Annotated in this window: 23 protein-coding genes and 1 tRNA gene; 8 read left to right on the top strand and 16 right to left on the bottom strand. The window is 61.3% G+C overall.

Translation table 11 applies throughout. The features are described from left to right. Positions 1 to 15: 15 nt before the first annotated feature. The 6 genes from BFQ01_RS18030 to dibA form a co-directional block, all read right to left on the bottom strand. The gene (locus tag BFQ01_RS18030; protein WP_065926323.1) at positions 16 to 996 is read right to left on the bottom strand and encodes a sulfate/molybdate ABC transporter ATP-binding protein; all 981 of its coding nucleotides are present in this window, start codon (positions 994 to 996) and stop codon (positions 16 to 18) included. A 3-nt stretch (positions 997 to 999) separates the two neighbouring features. Beyond that, a complete protein-coding gene (gene cysW / locus BFQ01_RS18025; RefSeq protein ID WP_065926322.1) occupies positions 1,000 to 1,872 on the bottom strand; it encodes a sulfate ABC transporter permease subunit CysW in 873 nt (290 codons plus the stop codon). A gap of 13 nt (positions 1,873 to 1,885) precedes the next feature. Continuing rightward, positions 1,886 to 2,704: a sulfate ABC transporter permease subunit CysT gene (gene cysT / locus BFQ01_RS18020; protein WP_027607868.1), complete on the bottom strand. Its 819-nt coding sequence runs from the start codon at positions 2,702 to 2,704 to the stop codon at positions 1,886 to 1,888. Between the two features lie 140 nt (positions 2,705 to 2,844). Then, positions 2,845 to 3,855: a sulfate ABC transporter substrate-binding protein gene (locus BFQ01_RS18015; protein ID WP_053137687.1), complete on the bottom strand. Its 1,011-nt coding sequence runs from the start codon at positions 3,853 to 3,855 to the stop codon at positions 2,845 to 2,847. Positions 3,856 to 3,921: 66 nt separating this feature from the next. Continuing rightward, positions 3,922 to 4,104 (bottom strand): sulfur starvation response protein OscA, encoded by a 183-nt coding sequence (oscA, locus tag BFQ01_RS18010; protein WP_003170956.1) that lies wholly within the window; start codon positions 4,102 to 4,104, stop codon positions 3,922 to 3,924. Positions 4,105 to 4,402: 298 nt separating this feature from the next. Beyond that, a complete protein-coding gene (dibA, locus tag BFQ01_RS18005; protein ID WP_065926321.1) occupies positions 4,403 to 6,313 on the bottom strand; it encodes a phosphodiesterase DibA in 1,911 nt (636 codons plus the stop codon). A 166-nt stretch (positions 6,314 to 6,479) separates the two neighbouring features. Here dibA and desA point away from each other — a divergent pair, with 166 nt between their 5' ends. Together desA and BFQ01_RS17995 are read left to right on the top strand one after the other, a co-directional pair. Then, entirely contained in the window at positions 6,480 to 7,664 is a 1,185-nt protein-coding gene (gene desA, locus BFQ01_RS18000) for a delta-9 fatty acid desaturase DesA (protein WP_065926320.1), read from the top strand. Between the two features lie 188 nt (positions 7,665 to 7,852). Continuing rightward, positions 7,853 to 8,854 carry a sensor domain-containing diguanylate cyclase gene (locus BFQ01_RS17995; RefSeq protein ID WP_065926319.1) on the top strand — a complete coding sequence of 334 codons (1,002 nt, stop codon included), beginning with the start codon at positions 7,853 to 7,855 and terminating at the stop codon, positions 8,852 to 8,854. A gap of 392 nt (positions 8,855 to 9,246) precedes the next feature. Here BFQ01_RS17995 and gabT read toward each other — a convergent pair whose 3' ends face one another. Then, on the bottom strand, positions 9,247 to 10,524 hold the full coding sequence (gene gabT, locus BFQ01_RS17990) for a 4-aminobutyrate--2-oxoglutarate transaminase (RefSeq protein ID WP_065926318.1): 1,278 nt from the start codon (positions 10,522 to 10,524) through the stop codon (positions 9,247 to 9,249). Between gabT and BFQ01_RS32960 the strand changes: the two genes are divergently transcribed. Beyond that, the gene (locus BFQ01_RS32960; RefSeq protein ID WP_256097758.1) at positions 10,517 to 10,639 is read left to right on the top strand and encodes a hypothetical protein; all 123 of its coding nucleotides are present in this window, start codon (positions 10,517 to 10,519) and stop codon (positions 10,637 to 10,639) included. The genes gabT and BFQ01_RS32960 overlap by 8 nt on opposite strands. A 67-nt stretch (positions 10,640 to 10,706) precedes the next feature. Here the strand turns inward: BFQ01_RS32960 and gabD are convergent, their stop codons facing one another. Beyond that, positions 10,707 to 12,149, bottom strand: coding sequence for an NADP-dependent succinate-semialdehyde dehydrogenase (gene gabD / locus BFQ01_RS17985; RefSeq protein WP_065926317.1), 1,443 nt, complete (start codon positions 12,147 to 12,149; stop codon positions 10,707 to 10,709). A 370-nt stretch (positions 12,150 to 12,519) separates the two neighbouring features. Between gabD and BFQ01_RS17980 the strand changes: the two genes are divergently transcribed. The 4 genes from BFQ01_RS17980 (at position 12,520) to BFQ01_RS17965 (ending at position 16,456) form a co-directional block, all read left to right on the top strand. Beyond that, a tRNA-Arg gene (locus BFQ01_RS17980) sits at positions 12,520 to 12,596 on the top strand. Positions 12,597 to 12,842: 246 nt separating this feature from the next. Continuing rightward, positions 12,843 to 13,619 carry a helix-turn-helix domain-containing protein gene (locus BFQ01_RS17975; RefSeq protein ID WP_065926316.1) on the top strand — a complete coding sequence of 259 codons (777 nt, stop codon included), beginning with the start codon at positions 12,843 to 12,845 and terminating at the stop codon, positions 13,617 to 13,619. A gap of 103 nt (positions 13,620 to 13,722) precedes the next feature. After that, entirely contained in the window at positions 13,723 to 14,628 is a 906-nt protein-coding gene (locus tag BFQ01_RS17970) for an aromatic amino acid exporter YddG (protein ID WP_065926315.1), read from the top strand. Between the two features lie 25 nt (positions 14,629 to 14,653). After that, positions 14,654 to 16,456: a B12-binding domain-containing radical SAM protein gene (locus BFQ01_RS17965; protein ID WP_065926314.1), complete on the top strand. Its 1,803-nt coding sequence runs from the start codon at positions 14,654 to 14,656 to the stop codon at positions 16,454 to 16,456. Positions 16,457 to 16,568: 112 nt separating this feature from the next. Here the strand turns inward: BFQ01_RS17965 and BFQ01_RS17960 are convergent, their stop codons facing one another. Further along, entirely contained in the window at positions 16,569 to 17,633 is a 1,065-nt protein-coding gene (locus tag BFQ01_RS17960; RefSeq protein WP_227451536.1) for a 2,3-butanediol dehydrogenase, read from the bottom strand. A 789-nt stretch (positions 17,634 to 18,422) separates the two neighbouring features. Between BFQ01_RS17960 and BFQ01_RS17955 the strand changes: the two genes are divergently transcribed. Beyond that, positions 18,423 to 19,058, top strand: coding sequence for a LysE family translocator (locus tag BFQ01_RS17955; RefSeq protein ID WP_065926312.1), 636 nt, complete (start codon positions 18,423 to 18,425; stop codon positions 19,056 to 19,058). Positions 19,059 to 19,138: 80 nt separating this feature from the next. Here the strand turns inward: BFQ01_RS17955 and BFQ01_RS17950 are convergent, their stop codons facing one another. From BFQ01_RS17950 to BFQ01_RS17920, 7 genes are all read right to left on the bottom strand, one after another. Next, positions 19,139 to 19,744, bottom strand: coding sequence for a hypothetical protein (locus tag BFQ01_RS17950; protein WP_065926311.1), 606 nt, complete (start codon positions 19,742 to 19,744; stop codon positions 19,139 to 19,141). Then, positions 19,741 to 20,313 (bottom strand): RNA polymerase sigma factor, encoded by a 573-nt coding sequence (locus BFQ01_RS17945; RefSeq protein WP_065926310.1) that lies wholly within the window; start codon positions 20,311 to 20,313, stop codon positions 19,741 to 19,743. Before BFQ01_RS17945 ends, BFQ01_RS17950 begins: the two co-directional genes overlap by 4 nt. A 47-nt stretch (positions 20,314 to 20,360) precedes the next feature. Next, entirely contained in the window at positions 20,361 to 21,983 is a 1,623-nt protein-coding gene (locus BFQ01_RS17940) for a vWA domain-containing protein (RefSeq protein ID WP_065926309.1), read from the bottom strand. Between the two features lie 121 nt (positions 21,984 to 22,104). After that, the gene (locus BFQ01_RS17935; protein WP_065926308.1) at positions 22,105 to 22,755 is read right to left on the bottom strand and encodes a DUF799 domain-containing protein; all 651 of its coding nucleotides are present in this window, start codon (positions 22,753 to 22,755) and stop codon (positions 22,105 to 22,107) included. Continuing rightward, complete coding sequence (locus BFQ01_RS17930; protein ID WP_027608086.1) at positions 22,752 to 23,114, bottom strand: DUF4810 domain-containing protein; 363 nt, start codon at positions 23,112 to 23,114, stop codon at positions 22,752 to 22,754. Before BFQ01_RS17930 ends, BFQ01_RS17935 begins: the two co-directional genes overlap by 4 nt. Positions 23,115 to 23,143: 29 nt before the next feature. Next, positions 23,144 to 23,824: a CsgG/HfaB family protein gene (locus tag BFQ01_RS17925; protein WP_027608087.1), complete on the bottom strand. Its 681-nt coding sequence runs from the start codon at positions 23,822 to 23,824 to the stop codon at positions 23,144 to 23,146. 39 nt (positions 23,825 to 23,863) lie between these two features. Further along, the gene (locus BFQ01_RS17920; protein ID WP_065926307.1) at positions 23,864 to 24,445 is read right to left on the bottom strand and encodes a hypothetical protein; all 582 of its coding nucleotides are present in this window, start codon (positions 24,443 to 24,445) and stop codon (positions 23,864 to 23,866) included. Positions 24,446 to 24,517 lie beyond the last annotated feature (72 nt).

The following is a 24,517-nucleotide window of genomic DNA, read 5'->3' as shown; positions in this document are numbered from 1 at the left end:
ATTTTTGTTTGGGGCTCAGGCTTTTTGCCAGACCTTGGGTTTGAAGAACAAGGTCTCGCCGCGAGCCAGGCCGGTCAGGCTGTCGTGGTCTTTCACCACTTCGGCTTCGATCAGCTCACTCTGGCCTTCGACCTTCAAGGTGACCCGCGTGGTCGCGCCCAATGGACGAATATCACGCACTTCGGCCGCGTGATGATCTTCCAGTTCGTGGCGCGACAGCGACACTTCGTGGGGGCGGAACAGCACGTGCCGGTCTTCACCCAGGTGCAGGCGGTTGGAGTCGCCAAGGAAGTGGTAGACGAAATCGCTGGCCGGGTTTTCGTAGACGTCGCCCGGTGAGCCGATCTGCTCGATCACGCCCTTGTTCATCACCACGATGCGGTCGGCGACTTCCATGGCCTCTTCCTGGTCGTGGGTCACGAACACCGAGGTCAGGTTGATGTCTTCGTGCAGGCGCGCCAGCCAGCGGCGCAGTTCCTTACGCACCTTGGCGTCGAGGGCGCCGAAGGGTTCATCCAGCAGCAGCACTTTCGGCTCGACCGCCAACGCGCGGGCCAGGGCGATACGCTGGCGCTGGCCGCCGGAGAGTTGTTCCGGGTAACGGTCGGCCAGCCAGTCCAGCTGCACCATGTTCAGCAGTTCGTGAACCTTGGCCGCAATCTGGCTTTCGTTCGGGCGCTGGTTCTTCGGCTTCATGCGCAGGCCGAAGGCGACGTTGTCGAACACGGTCATGTGGCGGAACAGCGCGTAGTGCTGGAACACAAAACCGACGTTGCGATCACGCACGTCGTGGCCGGAGACGTCTTCACCGTGGAACACGATGCTGCCGTCATCCGGGGTTTCCAGGCCGGCGATGATGCGCAGCAAGGTGGTCTTGCCGCAGCCGGAAGGCCCAAGCAAGGCCACCAGCTCGCCACTCTGGATATCCAGGTTGATGCTGTCCAGGGCCTTGAAGGCGTTGAAGTTCTTGCTGACGTTACGGACTTCGATCGACATGACTTATTCCTCAGCCGCACTGGCGCGCAGGCGATTAATACGGTTCTCGCTCCACTGCTTGAGCAGCAGGATGAAGAGCGCCAGGATCAGCAGCAGACTCGCCACCGCAAACGCGGCAACGTGGTTGTATTCGTTGTAGAGAATCTCGACGTGCAGCGGCAAGGTGTTGGTCACGCCGCGAATATGGCCGGACACCACCGACACCGCGCCGAACTCCCCCATGGCCCGCGCGGTGCACAGCACCACGCCGTAGATCAGGCCCCATTTGATATTCGGCACGGTGACATGCCAGAACATCTGCCAGCCATTGGCGCCCAGCAGGCGTGCGGCCTCTTCTTCCTGGGTGCCCTGCTCCTGCATCAGCGGGATCAGTTCGCGGGCGACGAACGGCACGGTGACGAAGATGGTCGCCAGTACGATGCCGGGCAAAGCGAACACGATCTGGATGTCATGCTCCTGCAACCAAGGGCCAAACAGGCCCTGGGCGCCGAACATCAGCACGTAGACCAGGCCGGCGATCACCGGGGAGACCGAGAACGGCAGGTCGATCAGCGTCACCAGGATGCTCTTGCCACGGAACGAGTACTTGCTCACGCACCAGGCCGCACTGACGCCGAATACCAGGTTGAGCGGCACTGAAATCAGCACGGCGATCACCGTGAGTTTCAGTGCGGACAACGCGTCCGGTTCAAGGATTGCGGTGAAAAACGCCCCGAGGCCGTTCTTCAAGCCCTGGGACACCACGATAAACAGCGGCAGCAGCAGGAACAGGAAGAACACCAGCCAGCCCAGGCTGATCAGGATGCGCCGGGAAACAGCGCTGCCACGGCGGGCTGCGTTGGCCGAGGATGCCGCGGAAATAGACGATTGGGACATGTTCCGCGCCTCCTTATGGACGTTCGATGCGCCGCTGCAACAAGTTGATCAGCAGCAGCAGGACAAAGGAAACCACCAGCATCAGTACGCCAATGGAGGTGGCGCCGCGGTAGTCGTACTGGTCGAGCTTGACCATGATCAGCAACGGCAGGATCTCGGTTTTCATCGGCATGTTGCCGGCGATGAAAATCACCGAACCGTACTCACCGACGCCACGGGCAAACGCCAGGGCGAAACCGGTCAGCCAGGCGGGCAGCAGCGCGGGGACGAGGATGTAGCGGAACACCTGCAACGGCTTGGCGCCCAGGCAGGCGGCGGCTTCTTCGATTTCCCGGGGGATATCCGCGAGTACCGGCTGCACCGTGCGCACCACGAACGGCAGGGTCACGAAGGTCAGCGCCAGGGTGATGCCCAAGGGGCTGTAGGCGATCTTGAAGCCCAGGTCGGCGGCGAACTGGCCCACCAGGCCGGTCGGCGTGTACAGCGCAGTCAGGGCAATACCGGCCACGGCGGTGGGCAGGGCGAACGGCAGGTCGATCATCGCATCGATGATCTTGCGGCCGGGGAAGGTGTAGCGCACCAGCACCCAGGCCAGCAGCGTGCCGATCACGCCGTTGATCAGGGCGGCGTACAGCGCGGTGCTGAAGCTCAGCTTCAACGCCGCCAGCACACGGGGTGCGGAGATGATGTTCCAGAACTGATCCCAGGTGAGTTGAGCGGCGTGTACGAACATCGCCGCGAGGGGGATGAGTACGATCAGGCTGAGGTACACCACGGTGTAGCCCAGCGTCAGCCCGAAGCCGGGTATGACGGGGGAAATACGACGCGACATAAGAGTCCTTGGTTAAAGGTAGAAACCACTGTAGGAGCGAGCTTGCTCGCGAAGACCTCAAGGGCACCGCGCTCATTCAGAATGCCCGCGTCATCGTTGACGATCTTCGCGAGCAAGCTCGCTCCTACCGGTACTTTGGCTTACTGCGCCGTGTAGATCTGGTCGAACACGCCACCGTCGTTAAAGAATTTCGGCTGGGCAGTTTTCCAGCCGCCGAAGTCTTTGTCGATAGTCACCAGGTCCAGTTTCGGGAACTGCTGGGCGTATTTGGCGGCCACTTTTGCATCCCGTGGGCGGTAGAAGTTCTTCGCCGCAATCTCCTGGCCAGCCGGGCTGTACAGGTGCTTGAGGTATTCAGTGGCGATCTCGGTGTTGCCCTTTTTCTCGGCGTTCTTGTCGACCACGGCCACCGGCGGCTCCGCGAGGATCGACAGGGACGGCACGACGATGTCGAACTTGTCGGCGCCGCCGTCTTCTTTCAGGGCCAGGAACGCCTCGTTTTCCCAGGCCAGCAACACGTCGCCCTGACCGTTGTTGACGAAGGTAATGGTCGAACCGCGCGCGCCGGTGTCGAGGATCGGCACGTGCTTGAACAGCTCCTTGACGTATTCCTGAGCCTTGGCTTCGCTGCCACCGGATTTCAGGCCGTAGGCCCAGGCGGCAAGGAAGTTCCAGCGCGCACCGCCGGAGGTTTTCGGGTTAGGCGTGATCACGGAAACGTCTTTCTTGATCAGGTCGCCCCAATCCTTGATGCCTTTAGGGTTGCCCTTGCGCACCAGGAACACGATGGTCGAGGTGTATGGGGTGCTGGCGTCCGGCAGGCGGGTCTGCCAGTTTTCCGGCAGGGTCTTGCCCAGCTTGGCGATTTCGTCGATGTCACCGGCCAGGGCCAGGGTCACCACGTCGGCGCGCAGGCCGTCGATCACTGCCCGGCCTTGCTTGCCCGAACCACCGTGGGATTGCTGGATCTTGACGTTATCGCCGGGGTGGGACTGTTTCCAGAAGTTGGTGAACTCAGCGTTGTAGTCCTGGTACAGCTCACGGGTAGGATCGTACGAGACGTTGAGCAACTCGTAGTCCTTGGCAACGGCGGAACCGGCAAACACGGCGCTGGCCAGGGCGGCCAGGGCATAACGGCGAATCGACGACATAGAAGCTCCTGAAAATTCTGGGTGTTGGCTTTTTCTTATAGTGACGGGGTCTATCGCCGTTATTGCTTAGCTCGGTTTGTTACCCGGGTTCTGCAAACGGAATTTTTCCTTGCGTTCGATCTGTACCACTTGAGCGTTGTGCACAGTGATTTCCACCGCGCCAAACCGCAGATCGCGCAAGGCGCTCTGGATCTCGCGCAAAATGGCTGCTTCGTCCTGGCCGTCGACGCTACGTAGAGATGCGCTCATGGTCTCGCTCCTGAAATGAATAGTGCCTCGCAGTGGCGGCACTGCTTGCGGCGTAGGGCGATAGTAGATAAGCGCGGATATTCTTAAAAATACTATTTAAGAATGTTTATATAACCAGAAAGAATTTTCTGGCAGGACGTGGGGTTGCGCGCTTGTTTTGCGCCCAAGCGCTGAAATAACGCCTTGTGAATATCCAAATGTGGGAGGGGGCTTGCCCCGATGGCGGTCTATCAGTAACAAATGTTCAGACTGGCACACCGCTATCGGGAGCAAGCCCCCTCCCACATTTGAATGCATTTCAAGGCTGGAGAGTGGGTGCGCAGTTCCAATCAATCTCGTCCGCCGGCATCGGCCGCCCAAACCAGTACCCCTGGCCCATATCGCAGTGCTGCTCCAACAAGAACCGCGCCTGCTCCACCTGTTCGATCCCCTCGGCATGCACCTGCATGCCCATGCTTTTCGCCAGGGCGATCACCACCCGCACAATGGCGGCATCGTCTTCGTCCCACGGCAGCCCGGCGACAAAGCCCTGGTCGATCTTGAGTTTCTGCACCGGCAGGCGCTTGAGGCGCAGCAGGGAGGAATAGCCGGTGCCGAAGTCATCGATGGCCAGGCGCAAGCCCAGTTCGCGCAGGCGGTGCAGTTGTTCCAGGGCCACTTCGGGGTCGTCCATCACCGCGCTTTCGGTGACTTCCAACTCCAGGAAGGCCGGATCCAGACCGGTATCGTGCAGCACCTGGGCGACTTGATCGTAGAGTTCGCGCCGGGCAAACAGGCGGCTGGATACATTGATTGCAATAAAGCTCAGCGGCGCGCCGTCGGCCAGCCATCGGCACATCTGTCGGCAGGCCTGGTCCATCACCCATCCATCGATCTCGGCAATCAACCCGGTGCGTTCGGCGATGGGGATGAAATCACCCGGCGGCACCAGGCCACGCTCGGGGTGTTGCCAGCGCACCAGTGCTTCGACGCCGATCAGGCGGCTGGTGTGCAAGTCGTGCACCGGTTGGTAGTAGACGCGCAACTCCTGCTGTTCGAGGGCGCGGCGCAGTTCGCTGGCGATTTCCACCCGGTTCTGCGCATGGGCGGTGAGTTCTTCGGTGTACAAGGCGTAGCCTTCGCGGCCCACGCTTTTAGCCTTGAAGAGCGCGGAATCGGCGTTGCGCAACAATTGCTCGGCGCTCAGGGCATCATTGGGGAACAGGCTGATGCCAATGCTGGCGCTGATAAACAGCTGATGGCCGTCAAAGATGAACGGCTGCTTCATCACATCCAGCATGCGCTGTGCCAAAGCCGCCGCCTGCACCACCTGTGAGCAGTTTTCCGCGAGCACCGCGAACTCATCCCCGCCCAGGCGCGCCAGGGTCACGCCGGGGCCGAACAGCGCCTTGAGCCGCTCGCCCACCAGCTTGAGCAACTGGTCGCCCACATTATGGCCAAGGCTGTCGTTGATGATCTTGAAGTGATCCAGGTCCAGCAACAGTAGGGCGCAGCCGCGCTTGTGGAGTTGCGCCGAGGCCAGCGCCTGCTCGGCACGGTCGGTGAACAGCAGGCGGTTGGGCAGGTCGGTCAGCGGGTCGTGGTGGGCCAGGTGGGCCAGTTCGTGCTCGGAATCCTTGATGGCGCTGATGTCGGAAAACACCGCGACGTAATGGCTGATATGGCCCAGGTCATCGTGAATCACGCGAATGGTTTGCCACTGTGGATAAATCTCACCGCTTTTGCGCCGATTCCAGATTTCACCGCTCCATTCACCGGTGTGTTCCAGGGTCTGGAACATCTGTTGATAGAAATTCGACGAATGGCGACCGGACTTGAACAGGCTCGGCTGCCGGCCCATGACGTCTTCGCACTGGTAGCCGGTGATTTCCATGAAGGCCCGGTTCACATGCACGATCAGGCCCTTGGCGTCGGTGACCAACACCCCTTCGCGGGTGCAATCGAACACGGCAGCAGCCTGGCGCAGGCGCTCGCGGTTCTCTTTCAAGGGTTGCTGCTGGTCGGCCCGGGCAGATCGGGCACAGATCAGGTAGATCAACCAGGCACTGAGCGCGACCCACACATAACCGCGCACCTGCAACCACCGGTGCAGGTCGGTCGGATTATCGAGAAACTCGATCAATACCCGATGAGTGAGGCCTATCCAGACGCTCGAAGCCAGCAGGTATACCAGCCCAGCACGCAGGGCTCCTCGGTATGAAAACAGCATATGCCCAGTAATCCTTACTAAAAGCCCAGAATCGTCCTACAAAGAATGGGGATTATAGGATATGTAACATCTCGTAAGTCTTATCTGAAAGGGCCGCTGGTTTTCTCTGTAGGCTTAGTGATAATGCGTGTGCTGTTCTTTTCTTTATCTGAGGGCCATACAGCCTATGTGGTACAACGGTTTTCTTGACTTGTCGGCCTGGCAACTGGTGGCAGTCACCCTGTTGATGACCCACGTGACCATCGTTGGGGTCACGGTCTATCTGCACCGCTATTCAGCCCATCGCTCCCTGGAGCTCAATGCCGGCCTGAAACACTTCTTCCGCTTCTGGCTGTGGCTGACCACGGCGCAGAACACCCGCGAGTGGACCGCCATCCACCGCAAGCACCACGCCAAGTGCGAGACCGTCGACGACCCGCACAGCCCGGTGATCAAGGGCCTGTCCACCGTATTGCGCAAAGGCGCCGAGCTGTACCGTGCCGAGGCCGAAAACCCCGAGACCCTGCGCATCTACGGCAAGAACTGCCCGGACGACTGGATCGAGCGCAAGATCTACACTCCTTATCCGCTGCTGGGTGTGGCGATCATGGGCGTGATCGACCTGCTGCTGTTCGGCGCCATCGGCATCACCATCTGGGCAATCCAGATGATGTGGATTCCGTTCTGGGCCGCCGGCGTGATCAACGGCCTGGGCCACGCCGTGGGCTACCGCAACTTCGAATGCCGTGACGCCGCCACCAACCTGGTGCCGTGGGGCATCATCGTCGGCGGCGAAGAGCTGCACAACAATCACCACACCTACCCCAACTCGGCCAAGTTGTCGGTGAAGAAGTGGGAATTCGACCTGGGCTGGGCATGGATCAAGGTGTTCAGCTTCCTGCGCCTGGCCAAGGTGCAGCGCGTGGCACCGATTGCCCACCGCGTGGAAGGCAAGGGTCACCTGGACATGGACACCGCCATGGCGATCCTCAACAACCGCTTCCAGATCATGGCCCAGTACCGCAAGTTGGTGATCGGCCCGTTGGTCAAGCAGGAGCTGGAAAAAGTCGATCACTCGGTGCGCCACCAGTTCCACCGCGCCAAACGCCTGTTGTCGCGGGAAACCAGCCTGCTGGATGACCGCCACCACCTGCGTATCCAGAGCATGCTGGAACACAGCCAGGCGCTGAAAGTGATCTACGAAAAACGCCTGGCGCTGCAGCAGATCTGGCTCAAGACCAGCTCCAACGGCCACGACATGCTCGCCGCCATCAAGGAATGGGTGCACGAGGCCGAGGCCAGCGGCATCCAGTCCCTGCGGGATTTTGCCCACCAATTGAAGACCTATTCGCTGCGTCCTGCGGCGGTCTGACAGTAGCGTGGGAGGGCTTGCCCTCCCACCCATCAGCTTTTTGGCGCCATTTCTCGGACACCGTCAATCGAGCCTGTTGACGGAACTTCACTGCAATTCGCCTCTCTCAATGAACACTTCGCCATCATGGTGGCCCCTTGTAGTGACCGCTGCTCGATCTTGCGGCGCGCCCAGAGAGAGTTGTGCCGATGGTTCTCGAAAAGCCCTTCACCGCCGACAGCCCTACCGCTGACCCTCCGCGTCCGGCCGCGGCAGCAACCCTGCTGGCACTGGTACATGCCCAGGGCGAAGTCGAGCGACTGAGTGAGCGCGAACAATTGCTCAGTTCTCTGCTGGTCAGCGTAAACGCCGTGCTGTGGGCCATAGATTGGCAAACCCGCCGCGTGCTCTACGTGAGCCCGGCATACGAGCGGATTTTTGGACGTTCCGCCGGCCTGCTGCTGGCCGACCACCGCGAATGGCGCAACAGCATTCACCCCGAAGACCTCGACTACGCCGAACACAGCCTGGCGCGCGTGCTGGAGCAGGGAGCCGTGGAAGACCGCGAGTACCGCATCATCACCGCCGACGGGCAGATCCGCTGGCTGAGCGACAAGTGCTACATCAACCAGCAGGTCGAACCCGGCGAGCCGGTGATCGTCGTCGGCATGGCCGAAGACATCACGGAAAAAAAACAGCTGGAACTGGAGCTGCACCGTCTCGCCACCACCGATGTGCTGACCCAGAGCAGCAACCGCCGACACTTCTTCGAATGCGCCAACCAGGCCTTCGACAGCGCCTGCGCCCAAGGCGCGCCGCTGGCCTTCCTGCTGCTGGACATCGATGACTTCAAGGACGTCAACGACACCTATGGCCACCTGGAGGGCGACCAGGTGCTGCGGCGTATCGCCGAGAGCGGTCGCGGGGTCCTGCGCCGTGGCGACCTGTTCGGGCGCATTGGCGGCGAAGAGTTCGCGGCCGTTCTGCCGGGTTGCGCGCCGGAGATGGCGCTGCAAGTGGCTGAGCGCCTGGGCAGGGAGATCCAGGAACTGAGTTTCAGCTATGAAGGCCAGGCGTTCAGCGTGACCATCAGCCAGGGCCTGGCCAGCCTGACCGAGGAAGACTCCACCCTGGACAGCCTGTTCGCCCGCGCCGATGCCGCCATGTATGAGGCCAAGCGCCTGGGCAAGAATCGCGTCATCGCTGGCTGAATGCAGATCACTGTGGGAGGGGGCTTGCCCCAATGCCGGTCAGTTAAGGGACAGAACGGACAACCCGTCACCTGTGGCGAGCGGGCTTGTCGAATCGTCGCTCCGCCCGCGTTGGGCTGCGCAGCAGCCCCAAAACCAAGCGCAGAGGAGTGCCTGATACACCGCATTTTGTCTTTATTAGGGGCGCTTCGCACCCCAGCGCGGGACAAGCCCGCTCACCACAAGAATGCGGTTGCCTGAAATTTTTTATGCAAGACTCAAGATTTTAGAGTGAAATTTTTTACCCTTTAAAATCAGTAAGTTATTTTAAATTTGATAAGAACTGGCTTGCTTCTGACGCACAAAAAAACCCGCCGAAGCGGGTTTTTCTTATCGATCAGGCCAACTGCCGCTTACAGCTCGGAGAAGCACTCTTCGATGATCGCCAAGCCTTTGTCCAACTGCTCGTCCGGCGAGGTCAGCGGCACCAGTACGCGCAACACGTTGCCGTAGGTGCCGCAGGACAGCAGGATCAGGCCCTTGTCACGCGCCTTGGCCACCACGGCGGCAACGGCTGCGGCGTTTGGCTTGTGGCTGTCGCCGTCTTCGAACAACTCGACCGCGATCATCGCGCCCAGGGCACGCACGTCACCGATCACCGGGTACTTGGCTTGAATCGCCTTGAGGCCAGTCACCAGGCGCTCGCCGACAGCCTTGCAGCGGTCCAGCAGGTGCTCTTCCTCAAACACGTCCATCACCGCCAGCGCAGCGGCGCAAGCGATCGGGCTACCGGCGTAGGTGCCGCCCAGGCCACCTGGGGCAATGGCGTCCATGTATTCGGCCTTGCCGCACACACCGGCCAGCGGGAAACCGCCAGCGATGGATTTGGCGAAGGTGGTCAGGTCGGCGGCAACGCCCATCTGTTCCATGGCGAAGAAGGTACCGGTACGGCCGGCACCGGTTTGCACTTCGTCGGCGATCAGCAGGATGCCGTGCTTGTCGCACAGTTCGCGCAGGCGCTTCATGAACGGCTTCGGCGCGACGTAGAAACCGCCTTCGCCTTGGACCGGCTCGATGATGATGGCGGCAATATCACGCGGCTCGGCATCGTTCTTGAAGATGCGTTCGATGCTGGCGATGGAGTCGTCGTCGCTGACACCGTGCAGTTCGTTCGGGTACAGCGCGCGGAACACGCCGCCTGGCATCAGGCCCATGCCGGCCGAGTAAGGCACGACTTTACCGGTGAGACCCAGGGTCATCATGGTACGGCCGTGGTAGGCGCCGGTGAAAGCGATCACGCCGGCACGGCCAGTCGCGGCACGGGCGATTTTCACGGCGTTTTCAACGGCTTCGGAACCGGTGGTGACCAACAGGGTTTTCTTGGCGAAATCGCCGGGGACCTTGGCGTTCACTTTTTCGCACACTTCGACGTACGGCTCGTAGGCCAGTACCTGGAAGCACGTGTGGGTCAGCTTGTTCAACTGTTCGGTCACGGCGGCGATGATTTTCGGGTGCACGTGGCCGGTGTTCAGCACGGCGATACCGCCGGCGAAGTCGATGAACTCGCGACCTTCAACGTCGGTCACGGTGGCGTTCTTCGCGGATTCGGCGAAGATCGGGTGAATCTGGCCAACACCGCGCGGTACAGCGGCTTCGCGGCGTTTCATCAGGGAAGCGTTGGTCTTGCTCATAAAGTCCTCATTCGCCACTCATCGGGTGGCGTTGCTCAAGGAATACGTGGCGGGGAGGCAACTACGGCAGCATGCGATGATCGACTGCCACAGCTTTCCCGGCCACTACGAATAACGATGTGAAACACGCAAAGGGTCAGCGCTCTCGTGCCCTTTGCGTTTGCTGCAATCTCTTACGGGGCTTAGATGCCCAGGCAGAGGTATTTGATTTCCAGGTAGTCCTCGATCCCATACTTGGAGCCTTCACGGCCCAGGCCCGAAGCCTTGATGCCGCCGAACGGCGCCACTTCGTTGGAGATCAACCCGGTGTTGACGCCGACCATGCCGTATTCCAGGGCTTCGGCCACACGGAACACACGGCCCAGGTCGCGGGCGTAGAAGTAGGACGCCAGGCCGAATTCGGTGTCGTTGGACATCGCGATCACTTCGGCTTCGTCCTTGAAGCGGAACAGCGGCGCCAGCGGGCCGAAGGTTTCTTCCTTGGCGACGGCGGCGTTTTTCGGCACGTCGACCAGGATGGTCGGTTCAAAGAAGTTGCCTTCCATGACCTTGCCACCGGCCAACAGCTTGGCGCCTTTGCCCAGGGCGTCGGCGATGTGTTCCTGGACCTTGGCCACGGCTTTTTCGTCGATCAGCGGGCCGGTGGTGGTGCCTTCTTCCAGACCGTTGCCGATCTTCAATTTGGCCACCGCGACTTTGAGTTTTTCGGCGAACGCGTCGTACACCGAATCCTGGATGTACAGGCGGTTGGCGCAGACGCAGGTCTGGCCGTTGTTGCGGTACTTGGAGATGATCGCGCCTTCGACGGCCTTATCCAGGTCCGCGTCGTCGAACACGATAAACGGCGCGTTGCCGCCCAGCTCCAGGGAAACTTTCTTGATGTCCTTGGCGCATTCGGCCATCAACTGGCGACCGATTTCGGTCGAGCCGGTGAAGGACAATTTGCGCACGATCGGGTTGCTGGTCAGCTCGCCGCCGATATCGCCGGCGCTGCCGGTGACCACGCTCAGCACGCCTTTCGGGATACCGGCACGGTGCGCCAGCTCAACCAGGGCCAGGGCCGAGAACGGCGTTTGCGAAGCCGGCTTGATCACCATGGTGCAACCGGCGGCCAGGGCCGGGCCAGCTTTACGGGTGATCATCGCGGCCGGGAAGTTCCACGGGGTGATGGCGGCGGTCACGCCGATAGGCTGCTTGATCACGATCAGGCGCTTGTCGGGCTGGTGGCCGGGGATCACGTCGCCATAGATGCGCTTGGCTTCTTCGGCGAACCACTCGATAAAGGACGCGGCGTAGACGATTTCGCCCTTGGCTTCGGCCAATGGCTTGCCTTGTTCCAGAGTCATCAGGCGACCGAGGTCGTCCTGGTTTTCGATCAGCAGCTCAAACCAACGGCGTAGCTTGTTGGCGCGCTCCTTGGCGGTCAGCGCACGCCAGGCCGGCAGCGCCTTGTCGGCGGCTTCGATAGCACGGCGGGTTTCCGCGGCGCCCATCTTTGGCACGGTGCCGATAATCTCGCCCGTGGCCGGGTTGTTGACCTTGATGGTCGATCCGTTGTCCGCATCCACCCAAGCACCATCGATAAAGGCCTGCTGGCGGAACAACTGGGAATCTTTGAGCTGCATGTCGGCTTTCCTTAACAGCACCGCGCGCACGCGGAGCGAATTAGAGTTGTTGAAAGGCGCCTTGTGGGCTGCCGTCAGGGAAATCAGCCCCCGCGCGCGCGATCAGTGAATGGCGCACGAGAGACAGAGCGTTTGAAATCTCAAACGAATCCTAGGATCAATGGGGGTACAGGGCAATAGTCTGTTCGAAAAAAAGAACGAAAACGGCGCATTTGCCGGATTTTTCTGATCAGCGTGATTTGAGCGCGTTCCGCCGTGTTGACCAACGGCGCCCGGCGCAGGGCCTCTGCGCAGCAAATGCCTACGTTTGAACGGCCAAAGACCGGCATGGACGCCCAAGGTCGACATGGGTATGATGTCGCCCGCACAAGCATCCGTAGCTCAGCTGGATAGAGTACTGCCCTCCGAAGGCAGGGGTCGTGGGTTCGAATCCCGCCGGGTGCACCATATAGCAGTCTCTGGCTGTCTCAGACAGTCTATGAAACACCCAAGAAGCCCGCCTTGTGCGGGCTTTCTTGTTTCTGACGGTCCGTGCCCCCCCTGTCGCGCCTTTTAATCACACGCCTTAACGTCCTCATAAACACAACCCCCAAGCCCAGCAACCCCCCCCAGTCAAACTCCCCCCTAAATACAATCTGGCATCCAAACACAACAGTAACGTACGCTAACCCCCTCACCCCCGGAGACTCACGGATGAGCACCACCACCCCCCAATCGCTCTCCCTCTCATTGCGCTCTTACTCAGGTCAGGTCGAGCTTCACCAGCATGACTTCCATCAAATCGTGCTCCCTCAATCCGGGTCGATGGAGATTGAGGTCGACGGACGAGGCGGCAAGGTCGATGCAAGCCAGGGGGTGGTGATTTCTGCTGGGGCCCGGCATACCTTCCTGGCCAACACCCATAACCGTTTCCTGGTGCTGGACGTCTCGACCGGGCGTGGCGAGGCGCAGAAGGGTACGGTTGCGTCATTTGACCCACTCAACGACAAGCGCTTTTTTGCGGTCAGGCCCGATATACGGCATTTGCTCGATTACGCCAGCAGCAACGGGCCCCGGTTGGTCGGGTCGCTCGCGATGGCCGAGTCCTGGAGTCGGTTGCTGTTGTGTTCGTTATTGCAGCCCGAGGTTGCGCGGAGCGATCCCGGTCAGTTCATTCTTGCTCGCGCGCTGGCCTACATCGAGCAGCACTTGGGCACGGCCCTGACGGCGCATGATATTGCGCGTTATGCGGGCACGAGTGAGCGGCGTTTGTATGTGCTGTTTGGGCAGCACCTGAATACAACGCCGTTCTCGCATATCGCGAATTTGCGCCTGAATCTGGCCATTGACCTGCTGCGCCAAACGTCTTTGTCGATTATTGATATTGCGCATCGCGCCGGGTACGCCGACCAGAGTGCGTTAACCCATGCCCTGAAGAAAGCCCGCCATCTGACGCCGGCCGTGGTGCGTAAACAAGGGCGAGATCACTGAAAAAACAGCAGTCCCGAACAATTCTTCGGCGGGCCTGATCAATACTCACTCTCTCGACCTTTCTATTGTTCCCGCTTGAGGATTATCCGCAGACGGGGCTTGCATGAGCACTTCCAACCCATCCATCACCCTTGCCAAGGGCGCCGCCAGTGCGACGCTGATCGGGGTGATTGCCGTGTTTTTGTGGGCGTGCCTGGCGCTTCTGACCACCTTGACCGCCGGGATCCCGGCCTTTCAGTTGCTGGCTTTGAGCTTCGCGGTCGCCTTCGTGGCCAGCCTGTGCGTGCTGGGGCTGCGTGGCGCAGCAGGGTTCAGCAGTTGGCGCCAGCCCTGGTCTGTGTGGGCGACGGGGTTTGCCGGGATCTTCGTCTATCACGCGTTGTATTTCTTTGCCCTGAAGGCCGCGCCTGCGGCTGAAGCCAGCCTGATTGCCTACCTGTGGCCGCTGCTGATCGTGCTGCTGTCGAGCTTTGCCACCGGCGAGTCGCTGCGCAAGCGCCAGCTGTTGGGCGCCTTGCTCGGCCTGGCGGGGACGGCCTTCATCATGCAGCTGCGGGCCCGGAGTGACAGTGCGTCGATGCCGGTGATCGGTTACGCCGCCGCCTTTGCGTGTGCCTGGGTCTGGGCGATTTATTCGGTGTTCAACCGGCGGTTCAGCCATGTTCCGAGCAGCATAGTCGGGGGTATTTGCGGGCTGGTGGCTGTGGCCGGGGGGCTCTGCCACCTGGCGTTCGAAACCACGGTGCGGCCTGAGCCGGGCCAGTGGGCGGCGATCATTGCCCTGGGTTTGGGCCCGGTAGGCCTGGCTTTTTTCGCCTGGGACCACGCGACCAAGCACGGAAACCTATCGATGCTGGGCGCCCTGTCTTATCTGGCGCCGCTGTTCTCCACACTGCTGCTGATTGCCGTGGGGCAAAGCGATGCCAAGCCGATCTTGATGATTCCCGCGGTGTTGATCATTACGGGGGCGGTCATCGCCACTTCACGCTCACGCACGACCTCGCGTTGATCTCGACGGGTAAGGAGACAGGGAAATGAACTTGATAGCTTCGCAGGGAACCCTGAGGATCGAGAGCGACGGGCCGAGTTTTTCAGTCGCGCCCGCGCGGCCCTTGCTCAGTCATCTGGGAAAGCCATCGTTGCTGAACAGCCGAACCGGCATCCGCCGTCGCGCCCATGGCGAGGCACCTCGTGTGCTGTTGTTTGTGCCGCCCTACACACGTCTGATCGAGCCTACGTCCCACGACAGCGCATTTGCCCGCATCGGCATTGATACGTTCGAAGTGATGAAGCGTGCCGGTACGCCTATCGGCCTGTTGCGCATCGCCACGGTGGCCCGGCGGGCCGGTTATGACGTGCAGATTGTCGATTCGCCCTTTGCCGGCTGGTCCCAGGAGCACAGCCTGGTCAAGGTCGACCAAGGGCATCTGATCCGCTACGGCCTGACCGATACGCAGATACGCGAGATCATCGAAACCGCGCAGCCCGATATTGTCGGGATCCAGTGCAACTACACCGTGCAATGGGGCAATGCACGGGCGTTGGCCGAGCTGGTGAAAACCCTCGATCCCAACCTGGTGCTGGTCACTGGCGGCGCTCACTCCAGTGGTGACTGGAAGAACGCACTGCTGGATTCGGCCTTCGACTTCGCGCTGATCAATGAAGCTGACCGCGCCTTTACCCTGCTGCTCGATGCCTTGACTCACGAAGGCACAGACATCAATGCCGTACCTGGGGTGGCGTACCGCGACAGCCGGGCGCAACTGATCCGGCCCACCCAGAAGTCCAGCTACCTGAGCATCATCCCCAAGCGGCAGGACCTCGAGGAGCGGCTCGGCGTCATGCCCTTGCCGGACTTCAGCTTTCTGGACATGAAGCATTACCTGCAGCCTTATCACTCCTCAGGAGCGCGCGTACGCAAGCATGGCGCCTGGGCGCAGATATTCTCCACGATTGGCTGCAACGTGAACTGTAACTTCTGCTACATCCCGAAAATCAACGGTCCTTGGCGTGCACTTGGCCTGGACTGGTTTGACCTGCACCTGGCCGATCTGGTGAAACAGGGAGTCACTGAAGTGCTGATCGAGGACGATCACCTGATGCATGACCCGTTGTATGCGATGGAGGTTGGCAAGCTCCTGAAAAAACATGACTTGCCCTGGGTCGAAGAAGGCGGGTTGAGCCTTTTCAACCTGATCCTGCTGCATTTGGGCGAACGCTTCATCGACCAGATGGATGAGAAGGAGCGCAAGAACCCGCAATATCGCAATGTGATCGAGGCAGTAAAAGGCGGGCTCACGGCAAGGAAGTTCATTCGGTCGATTGCCGAAAATGGCTGCTACAACATCTACCTCGCGGTGGAGAGCGCGAACGAAGACAGCCTGGTCAATTCCAACAAATCCCGACTTAACGCAATTCAGCACTCGACGTTCGAGCTCATCGAGATTTTTACCGAGCACGGCATTCAGGTTACCGGCGGGTTCATGCTGGGGTTCGTCAACCCCCCCGGCGGACCTGGGCAAAAGCCTTTTGTAGAGAGCCTGGAGCTGATCGACCGCACCATCGATTACGCGGTCAACCTCATGGGTGCCGGCATGGCGTACGCCAACCCGTTTATCGTCACGCCGATTCCCGGGACGTCGATGTGGGAATACCAGCAGCAGTATGTGGTACGTCACTACGACAACGGTTGGTCCCATGAAAAAGCCACGATGGCGACCGACCAATGGAGTGCCGAGGACATCGAGAAAGCACGCATGGAGTTGCTGGTTCGGGCCAACGGGGCTGATCGTGTCCGGGAGATGGTGCGTCGCGGTACCTGGCCTGTGGATGCGTGAGTGAAGGACGCTGGCTGCGAGGATTTTTAGCGCCGTGTTGCCTCCGCTCCTCTCCCCTGTTTTGCTTGGGGAATCAGGAGCGGGGCAAAGACTGCGGCGGTCAGCGTGCGCGTCAGACCCTGGCAGGCGACACAATGATCTTCACATTGTGTTCCTTGTTTTTAACCAGTTCCTCGAAGCCCTGGCCCACGATCTGCTCCAACTGAATGCGCCCCGTCACCAGTGGCGAGATGTCCAGCCGCCCATCCGCGATAAACGCGATCACGTCGGCGAACTCACCGTTATAGGCCAGCGCGCCGAGTACCTGTTTCTCAGTGGCCACCAACTCGAAAAAGTTGAATTCACTGGGTTCTTCGAAGATGCCCACCAGTACGCACTTGCCGGCCTTGCGGATCAGGTCGATGGCGAGTTTGGCCGTGTGTTTGTTGCCGATGCATTCGAAACTGACGTCCGCGCCGAGCCCGCCGGTCAGGCGGCGGACCTCGGCCAGGGCGTCGCATTCATTCGGATCGAGCACATGGGTCGCCCCCACTTCCCGGGCCTTGGTCTTGCGCGCGCCGGACATTTCCAGCGCGATCACCTGGGCCGCGCCCGCCGCCTTGGCGCACATGATGGTGCACAGACCGATGGTGCCGGCGCCGACCACCACGACGTTTTGCCCGAGCAGGCTTCCGGCTTTTTTCACCGCGTGCATGCCGACGGCCAGAGGCTCGATCAGCGCCCCGGCTTCAGCGGGGAAGTTCGCCGGTAGCTTGTACAGCAGGTTGGCGGGCACGTTGACCAGTTCGGCGAACGCACCGTTGTTCATCAAGCCGGTAAAGGCCAGGTTCTCGCAAATGTTGTACAGCCCGTGGGTGCAGTAGTAGCAGGTGCCGCAATGCTGACAGGCATCGGCCGCCACCGGCTCGCCGACGCTGAAGCCCTGTACGCCGGCACCGAGTTCGACGATCTCGCCACAAAACTCATGACCGAGAATGCACTGGCCCTTGATCCCGGTCAGCGGGTGCGGGGCGTCGACCGGAATGAACACCGGGCCGGCCACGTACTCATGCAGATCGGAGCCGCAAATGCCGCACCATTGCACGCGGATCTGCACCCAACCGGCAGGCGGCGAAACGGGCAGCGGCACGTCTTCGACGCGGATGTCGTTACGACCGTGCCAGACAGCGGCACGCATGCTGCGTTGCGAGTTGCTCGAAAGGCTCATAGCGAAGTCTCCTTGAAACGGTTGGCACTGGCGCGCCGGGTGGGTTGCCAGTGGCCAGAGCAAGGCCGGTGCCAGCTGTGCAAAAACGCCTGGACGCCCCTCTCCTAGAGCCGCCGAATGAACACCCAAGGGTGGCCGGCATTGAGGTCAAACGAGACGCGCCATGCCAGATCGCGCACGGTAGCGACGAGACCGCGAGACGTTGCGTCTCACTGCAAGCGTTGATGCCAGGGGCGTGCCTGATCCACCTCAGTCGTCTTCAATAGGGGCGCTTCAGGGGCGCTTCGCACCCCAGCGCGGGGCAAGCCCGCTCACCACAGCAAGCCCGCTCACCACAATAAGCTTGCGCAGGCTCACCCGATAACGCATTCGAGATTGCACCTCCACGCCCCACGTGATCGAGGACTATTCGTAACTTGTGGTGAGCGGGCTTGTCGAATCGTCGCACCGCCCGCGCTGGGCTGCGGAGCAGAACCAAAACCAGGCGCTGCGGTTTACCTGACAGAACACAGGGATCCTGATTGGGGCTGCTTCGCAGCCCAGCGCGGGCGGTGCGACGATTCGACAAGCCCGCTCACCACAAGTAGGGTGTTCGCCCTTAACTGACGGACCGGCGCCAACCAAGGGTGCTCAAGCGGCCCAAGCCCCCTGTATGACGTTTTGTCAGCCGATCTGTATCTAACGCGCGCCCTGCTCCCGCCCTACCATCAGGCGCATCCAACCTGCGCAACGACGCGCTCTACCTACAGGAGTGAACCCATGCCCGAACTGTCGAGCCTGCTGGCGTATGGTCTGATTTCCCTTGGCATGGTGCTGACGCCCGGCCCGAACATGATCTACCTGATTTCGCGGTCGATCTGCCAGGGGCCGCTGGCCGGGTTGATTTCACTGGGTGGTGTGGCGCTGGGTTTCGTCGTGTATATGCTGTGCGCGGCGCTGGGGATTACCGCGCTGCTGATGGCGGTGCCGTATGCGTATGACGCGCTCAGGCTCGGCGGTGCGCTGTATCTGTTGTACCTGGCTTGGCAGGCGGTCAAGCCCGGTGGGCGCTCGGCGTTTCATGTGCGTGATTTGCCCAGGGACGGCCCACGCAAGCTGTTCATGATGGGCTTTGTGACCAACCTGTTGAATCCGAAAGTCGCGGTGATGTATCTGTCATTGCTGCCCCAGTTCATCTCCCCCACTGGCCACGGCAGCGTGCTGACACAATCCATCGTGCTGGGGTTTACCCAGATCATGATCAGTGTGAGCGTGAATGCGGTGATCGCCATCATGGCCGGTTCCATCGCGACCTTCCTGGCGGCCAAGCCGGTATGGCAACGGGTGCAGCGCTGGCTGATGGGGACGGTGCTGGCTGGCCTGGCGGTGCGCATGGTTTTTGATGCGCGGCGTTGAAGACGGGGCTTGAGGGCACTGTGGCGAGCGGGCTTGCCCCGCAAGCCACAGGTTACCGGTGGCCTGTTCTTTTTTTGTGGTCAATGCGTGCGCAGCGCCTCCAGCCGTGCGGGCAGGTCTTCCTCGGGGAAGCGCGCGTGCAACGCCAGCAATTTTTCATCCGCGGCTTTGCTTTCACCCGCTTCCCGCAAGCGCACGATCGCCTGTAACTCTTGCTCCAGCGACGGCAACGCTGACGGCGCGCGCTTGCTGAGCCTGGCGCTCGATTCATCTGCCATCGCACCTGCCATCTCAGCCTGAACCGGCGCACGTTCAGCCTTGGGCGCGGCGGCGATGCGCGCCATCGACGCCGGTGCGGACAACGCTTGCGGCGCCGGGCGGGCGGCTTCCTCGTGCAGGGCGGAGAAGGTCGCCGTGGAGATTTCGGGTTGTGGCACTGGCGAGCGCGTGACCACGCCGATCATCAGCGCCAAGCCGGCCACGGTGGCGAATGCCATTTGCCAGCGCGGGCGTTGGCAGGCGTGCAGCCAGCGTTGCCACAGGCTCGGTTGCGGCGCCGGGGCCTCGCGGCGGGCGGCGTTGAGGATGAGGGCGTCAAGGGACGCGGGCGGCTCGCCGGTGCTGTGTTGACGGTAATGCTGGATCAGCACGTCGTCGGTGTCGGGAGTGTGTCGAGAGTCGGTCATGCGAGTATCTCCTCGGCCAGCAGGCGGCGCAGTTTCTGCTGGGCGTAACGCAGGCGGCTTTTTACGGTTTCCAGCGGGGCGCCGGTGAGGGCGGCGATTTGCGGCACGTCGAGGTCGCCGTGCAGGCGTAGCAGGAAGACTTCGCGCTGGTCTTCGGGCAAGGCTTGCAGGGCGGCGTCCAGGCGCGCCTGGTCGCGGCTCAGGCTCAGCTGTTGCTCGGGGCCGGCGCTGTCGTCGGCCTGGGCGTGCAGTTGCTCATCGTAGCTGTCGTGCAGCGGGTTGTGGATGCCGTGCTTGCGCCAGTGGTCGATCAGGCGGTTGCGGGCGATCTGGAACAGCCATGTACGAAAACTCGCGCGGCCTTGTGGCTGGGTGTTGCTGCGGATCAGGCTGAGCCAGGTCTCCTGGTAGATTTCCTCGGCCAGTTCGGCCTTGTTGCTCAGGGACACGAGGAAGCGGTAGAGGCCTTGGCGATGCCGCGCGTACAAGGCTTCGAACGCGGCGGCGTCACCGGTTCGGTAGCGGGCCAGCAGCGATTCGTCGCTGGATGGATCATCTGGAACAGCCATGCAGGGGGCGAACTCCTTTTGTAAAGTTAACGCTGTTGCGTTCAAGATCAGGGTTTCAGGCTTTGGGCCAGTTCCACCATTTGCACGAACTCGTTGCGCAGACCAAAGGGGTCATCGCCCCGGGCCGAGCGGGCCAATGCGGCGGTGTCCTTCAAACTCATGCTGCCAGTGTAGCGGCCATCGCCCTTGAGCTGTTGGGCGAAGGCGGCCACCGCCGCCGAGAAGCGCAGGTCGTCGCTGGCCTGGGTGGTTTCGTGGCGGATGGGCCGTTCGATCAAGCGGCTGTCACCGCCCGTGGCGGGCTTGTAGCGCACGCGCAGCATCGCCAGTTCATCGGATTTACCTTCGGCCGCAGGCGCAGTGGCGTAGCGCAAGGGCTCCAACCAGCCCCTCTGGCCCTTCGGCACAATTTCATACAGCGCGGTCACGGTATGCCCTGCGCCGATCTCACCGGCATCGACTTTGTCGTTGTTGAAATCCTCACGCTTGAGCGCGCGATTTTCATAGCCCAGCAGTCGATACTCGCTGACCTGTGCCGGGTTGAATTCCACCTGCACTTTCACATCCCGCGCGACCACCGCCAGGGTTGAACTGAGCTGGTCCACCAGCACCTTGCGGGCTTCGCGCAGGTTGTCGATATAGGCGTAATTGCCATCGCCGGCATCGGCCAGTTGTTCCATCAGGTGTTCGTTGTAGTTATCCACACCGAAGCCGAGGGTGGTCAGGGACACGCCGCTTTTACGCTGGCGGGCGGCCATTTGCTTGAGGCTGTCGAAGTCGCTGACGCCCACATTGAAGTCACCGTCGGTGGCCAGCAGGATGCGGTTGATGCCCTTGTCGATAAAGCCTTCGCGGGCCATCTGGTAGGCCAGTTCGATGCCGGATGCGCCTGCCGTGGAACCGCCGGCGGTGAGTTGATCGATGGCATTGCGGATCTTGGCCTTGTCGCGCCCCGATGTGGGCTTGAGCACTACGCGGGACTCACCGGCGTAGACCACCAACGCAACCCGGTCCTGATCACGCAACTGATCCACCAGCAATTTCAGGGTGCTTTGCACCAGCGGCAAGCCTTCGCGGCGGTCCATGGAGCCGGACACATCCACCAGGAACACCAGGTTGGCCGGCGCCAGGTCCGCCACGGCGCGGTCAGACGCCTTGATGCCGATGCGCAGCAGTTTCGTGCGCGGGTTCCAGGGTGTGGCGGCGACTTCGGTGGTCACGCCAAACGGTGAGCCGTCGGTGGGCAAGGCGTAGTTGTAGGGGAAGTAGTTGACCATTTCCTCCAGTCGCACAGCGCCTTCGGGCGGCAGGCTACCTTGGTTGAGGAAGCGTCTGACGTTGGCGTAGCTGCCTGTGTCGACATCCACGCTGAAGGTGGACACCGGCGTTTCGGCCACGCGATGCACCGGGTTGTCCGGCAGGTTGGCGTATTGCTCGCGGGGTTCGCTGCGGTAGTCCATCGCCGCTGATTCCTGCATGCGCATTGGAGCGGGCATTGCCATGCGCTTGACCAAGGCGCCCTGGGGCGACGCGCGTTGCAGCTCGGCTACGGGCTCGGCCGGTTTGGCCAACTCAGGGGATGAAGACAGCCCACACCCGGCCAGCGCCACCACCAGGGTGACGGCAAAGCCTTGGGCAGCAGGACGCAGGAAGAGCAGAGGACGGGACATGGGCTGAACCTCGTGAATGAATGATCCGTTCACAAGGTCAGACGCAAGGTGCGGGATGTTCGGGTTAACCCTGATTCAAATAACACCACAGTTGGTCTGTGGTGTTCTCAGAATCCGGATATCAGTCCGTGCCGTACTTCGGGTTGCGCGGGCCGTACAGGATCCCCGCGCGTTGGCCCGGCGACAGCAGGCGTGCACTGGTGATGCCGGCAATCGGGTGCGCCGCATCGGTGGAGCTGTTGATCACTTGCTTGACCGCCGCGGTGATCAGCATGCCCACCAGTCCGCCGCCGTTGTTGTTGCCTTCTTCACTGGACGCCCGCGCCGAACCGGTCCACAGGGTGGTGCCGGTGCGCAGGTCCACCAGTTTGGCCGAGGCCGTCACGGCGGTGTCGCTGGAGATCAGCATGTACTTGGTGCCGTACTCGCTGACGGTGATGTACAGCGCCGCGTCCGCGCCGAAGATGTCATGCAGCTTGGCCGGTGGCACGCCCTGGATATCGTTGGCGGTGGTCAGGCCGTTCTGGCGGAAGGTTTCGTCCACCAGGGCAATCGGCAGTACGTAGTAGCCGGCTTCGGCCAGCGGGTAGGTCACTTGCGAGACCAGGCTGTACGAGGCCTGCACTTCCGGCGACTCGTTGATCGGCGGCAGTACCAGGATCGACTTGGGCCGCGCCTGTTTGTACGCGGTGTAGTCAATGGTCTTGGGGGCTGCGCAACCGCCGAGCAAGGCCAGGGCCAGCAAGGCACCGGTGAGTTTTAACAAGCTCATTTAGTGGCCACTCCGGTCTTGGCGTTTTTCAACAGGAAGTCCATGTACGAGGCAGACTCGGGGAACAGCGCCTTCTCGGTGCGGAACTCCTGCACCATCTGGTCATCCTTGCCCATGCTCAGGTACAGCATGCCCAGGTGCGCGTGGTAACCCGGCGGCGCCTTGCGGCCGCTGGCGTTGATCTTTTGCAGATCACGCTCCAACGCCTCGACCTGCGCTTCCTTGGGCTCGCCCTTGAAGTACTCGTAAACCTGCGGCTGGTAGCTTTCCCATTGATACAGGGGCTGGGGCGCCGTGTGGCACCCGGCGACCGCCGCGATTGCTGTCAGCATCAGCGCCAACTTCACTGCCTTGCTCATCCGTGTACTGCTCCTTGAGGGGTTGCTGATCAGTTGCGCGGGTTCCAGGCGCCGGCGTTGATGCCGTCGACCAGGCGGTTGATGGCTTCGCGCATGGCCAGGTCGAGGACCTTGCCATTGAGGGTGGAGTCGTAGCTGGCGGTGCCGCCGAAGCCGACCACTTCACGGTTGGACAGCGCATACTCACCGGCGCCCTGGGTGGAATAGACCACTTCGGAGGTGCTGATGTTGACGATGTTCAGTGCGACCTTGGCGTAGGCCACTTGGGTCTTGCCACGGCCGAGGATGCCGAACAGCTGGCGGTCGCCGGTCTCTTTGCGGCCGAACTCGGTCACGTCGCCGGTCACGACGTAGTCAGCGCCCTTGAGCTTCTGCGCGGTGCCCTTGATCGCGGCTTCCTGGGAGATTTCGCCCATGTTGTCGCGGTCCAGCACGCTGAAGCGGTTGGTCTGCTGCAGGTGGGTAATCAGGATGGTCTTGGCCTGGCCACCGAGGCGGTCGACGCCATCGGAGAAAATGCCGCGCATGTAGCTGGAACGGTTGTCGAACTTGCCCACGGCGATGGGCACACGCACGCCGGAATAAGCGACGTTGGCGCTGGCGACCTGTTCCACCGGCATGGCGCGGTTGCTCTCCGTGGCGCAACCGGCCACGGTCAACAGCGCTGCGGCGGTGAGGCCGGACAGCAGGATTTTGGACAGTGTGTTCACGGGGTGCTCCTGGGGGTGGTAAATCGGTAGTGGGCAACGTTAGCGAGACGGGATGTCGCGCAGATCATCGACGATGTCGCGGCTCAACACGCCGGTATAAAAACGCTCGACGCTCGAGTTACCGGAGTTGGTGATGATCCCGCCCATGGTTTTCCATTTTTGCGCTTCACCCATCACGCCGGCAGGCACAAGGTTGTTTCGCGTCTTGGCAAAATGCAGGACCTCGCCAGCGCCCTTCTTGACCTTGACCCGATAGCTGAAATCGACAGCGGCCAGAATGGTGTTGTCATCAACGATCAACGTCGAGAGACCGCCTTTGGAGTCGGGGATATGGCGCGTGTAGACGATGCTGATATCCAACAGGTAATCGGCCTTTTCCTTGCTGGATGCATAACGCTTGGCGCTGAGCAGGCGGTCGACCAGATCGACACCGAGTTGCTGGCGAACCTTGTCATCCGGCAGGAAGCGCTCGTTCTTGCCCACCACCTCAACATCAAACGTGTCGAGCCAGTACGTGGCGTTCTTGGGAATGGTGACCGGTGCCGGCGAGATGTAGTACTCCGGCTTGGAGGCGCAGCCCGCCATCAGGCAGGCGACGAGGAATACGGCAAACATGCGCATGTCTGGATTCGTCCCTGAAAAGTATCGTGCTTTAAACAATCGCGGCATTTTACGGGGTTGAGAGCGGTTCTC

The organism is Pseudomonas sp. 8 R 14, from assembly GCF_900005955.1.
Classification (GTDB): Bacteria; Pseudomonadota; Gammaproteobacteria; order Pseudomonadales; family Pseudomonadaceae; genus Aquipseudomonas; species Aquipseudomonas marginalis.
Note: the sequence above shows the minus strand (reverse complement) of the source record. Positions and strands in the feature narration are given on the sequence as shown.

Excerpts from the sequence above, each read along its gene's own strand:
- BFQ01_RS17950 (WP_065926311.1), bottom strand. The coding sequence starts at position 19,744 with ATGACCGACTCTCGACACACTCCCGACACCGACGACGTGCTGATCCAG.
- gabT (WP_065926318.1), bottom strand. The coding sequence starts at position 10,524 with ATGAGCAAGACCAACGCTTCCCTGATGAAACGCCGCGAAGCCGCTGTA.
- BFQ01_RS17930 (WP_027608086.1), bottom strand. The coding sequence starts at position 23,114 with ATGAGCAAGGCAGTGAAGTTGGCGCTGATGCTGACAGCAATCGCGGCG.
- cysT (WP_027607868.1), bottom strand. The coding sequence starts at position 2,704 with ATGTCGCGTCGTATTTCCCCCGTCATACCCGGCTTCGGGCTGACGCTG.
- BFQ01_RS18015 (WP_053137687.1), bottom strand. The coding sequence starts at position 3,855 with ATGTCGTCGATTCGCCGTTATGCCCTGGCCGCCCTGGCCAGCGCCGTG.
- BFQ01_RS17935 (WP_065926308.1), bottom strand. The coding sequence starts at position 22,755 with ATGAGCTTGTTAAAACTCACCGGTGCCTTGCTGGCCCTGGCCTTGCTC.
- cysW (WP_065926322.1), bottom strand. The coding sequence starts at position 1,872 with ATGTCCCAATCGTCTATTTCCGCGGCATCCTCGGCCAACGCAGCCCGC.
- BFQ01_RS17945 (WP_065926310.1), bottom strand. The coding sequence starts at position 20,313 with ATGGCTGTTCCAGATGATCCATCCAGCGACGAATCGCTGCTGGCCCGC.
- BFQ01_RS17940 (WP_065926309.1), bottom strand. The coding sequence starts at position 21,983 with ATGTCCCGTCCTCTGCTCTTCCTGCGTCCTGCTGCCCAAGGCTTTGCC.
- BFQ01_RS17960 (WP_227451536.1), bottom strand. The coding sequence starts at position 17,633 with ATGCGTGCCGCTGTCTGGCACGGTCGTAACGACATCCGCGTCGAAGAC.
- oscA (WP_003170956.1), bottom strand. The coding sequence starts at position 4,104 with ATGAGCGCATCTCTACGTAGCGTCGACGGCCAGGACGAAGCAGCCATT.
- BFQ01_RS18030 (WP_065926323.1), bottom strand. The coding sequence starts at position 996 with ATGTCGATCGAAGTCCGTAACGTCAGCAAGAACTTCAACGCCTTCAAG.
- BFQ01_RS17970 (WP_065926315.1), top strand. The coding sequence starts at position 13,723 with ATGAGCACTTCCAACCCATCCATCACCCTTGCCAAGGGCGCCGCCAGT.
- desA (WP_065926320.1), top strand. The coding sequence starts at position 6,480 with ATGTGGTACAACGGTTTTCTTGACTTGTCGGCCTGGCAACTGGTGGCA.
- BFQ01_RS17920 (WP_065926307.1), bottom strand. The coding sequence starts at position 24,445 with ATGCGCATGTTTGCCGTATTCCTCGTCGCCTGCCTGATGGCGGGCTGC.
- BFQ01_RS17965 (WP_065926314.1), top strand. The coding sequence starts at position 14,654 with ATGAACTTGATAGCTTCGCAGGGAACCCTGAGGATCGAGAGCGACGGG.
- gabD (WP_065926317.1), bottom strand. The coding sequence starts at position 12,149 with ATGCAGCTCAAAGATTCCCAGTTGTTCCGCCAGCAGGCCTTTATCGAT.
- BFQ01_RS17995 (WP_065926319.1), top strand. The coding sequence starts at position 7,853 with ATGGTTCTCGAAAAGCCCTTCACCGCCGACAGCCCTACCGCTGACCCT.
- BFQ01_RS17955 (WP_065926312.1), top strand. The coding sequence starts at position 18,423 with ATGCCCGAACTGTCGAGCCTGCTGGCGTATGGTCTGATTTCCCTTGGC.
- dibA (WP_065926321.1), bottom strand. The coding sequence starts at position 6,313 with ATGCTGTTTTCATACCGAGGAGCCCTGCGTGCTGGGCTGGTATACCTG.
- BFQ01_RS17975 (WP_065926316.1), top strand. The coding sequence starts at position 12,843 with ATGAGCACCACCACCCCCCAATCGCTCTCCCTCTCATTGCGCTCTTAC.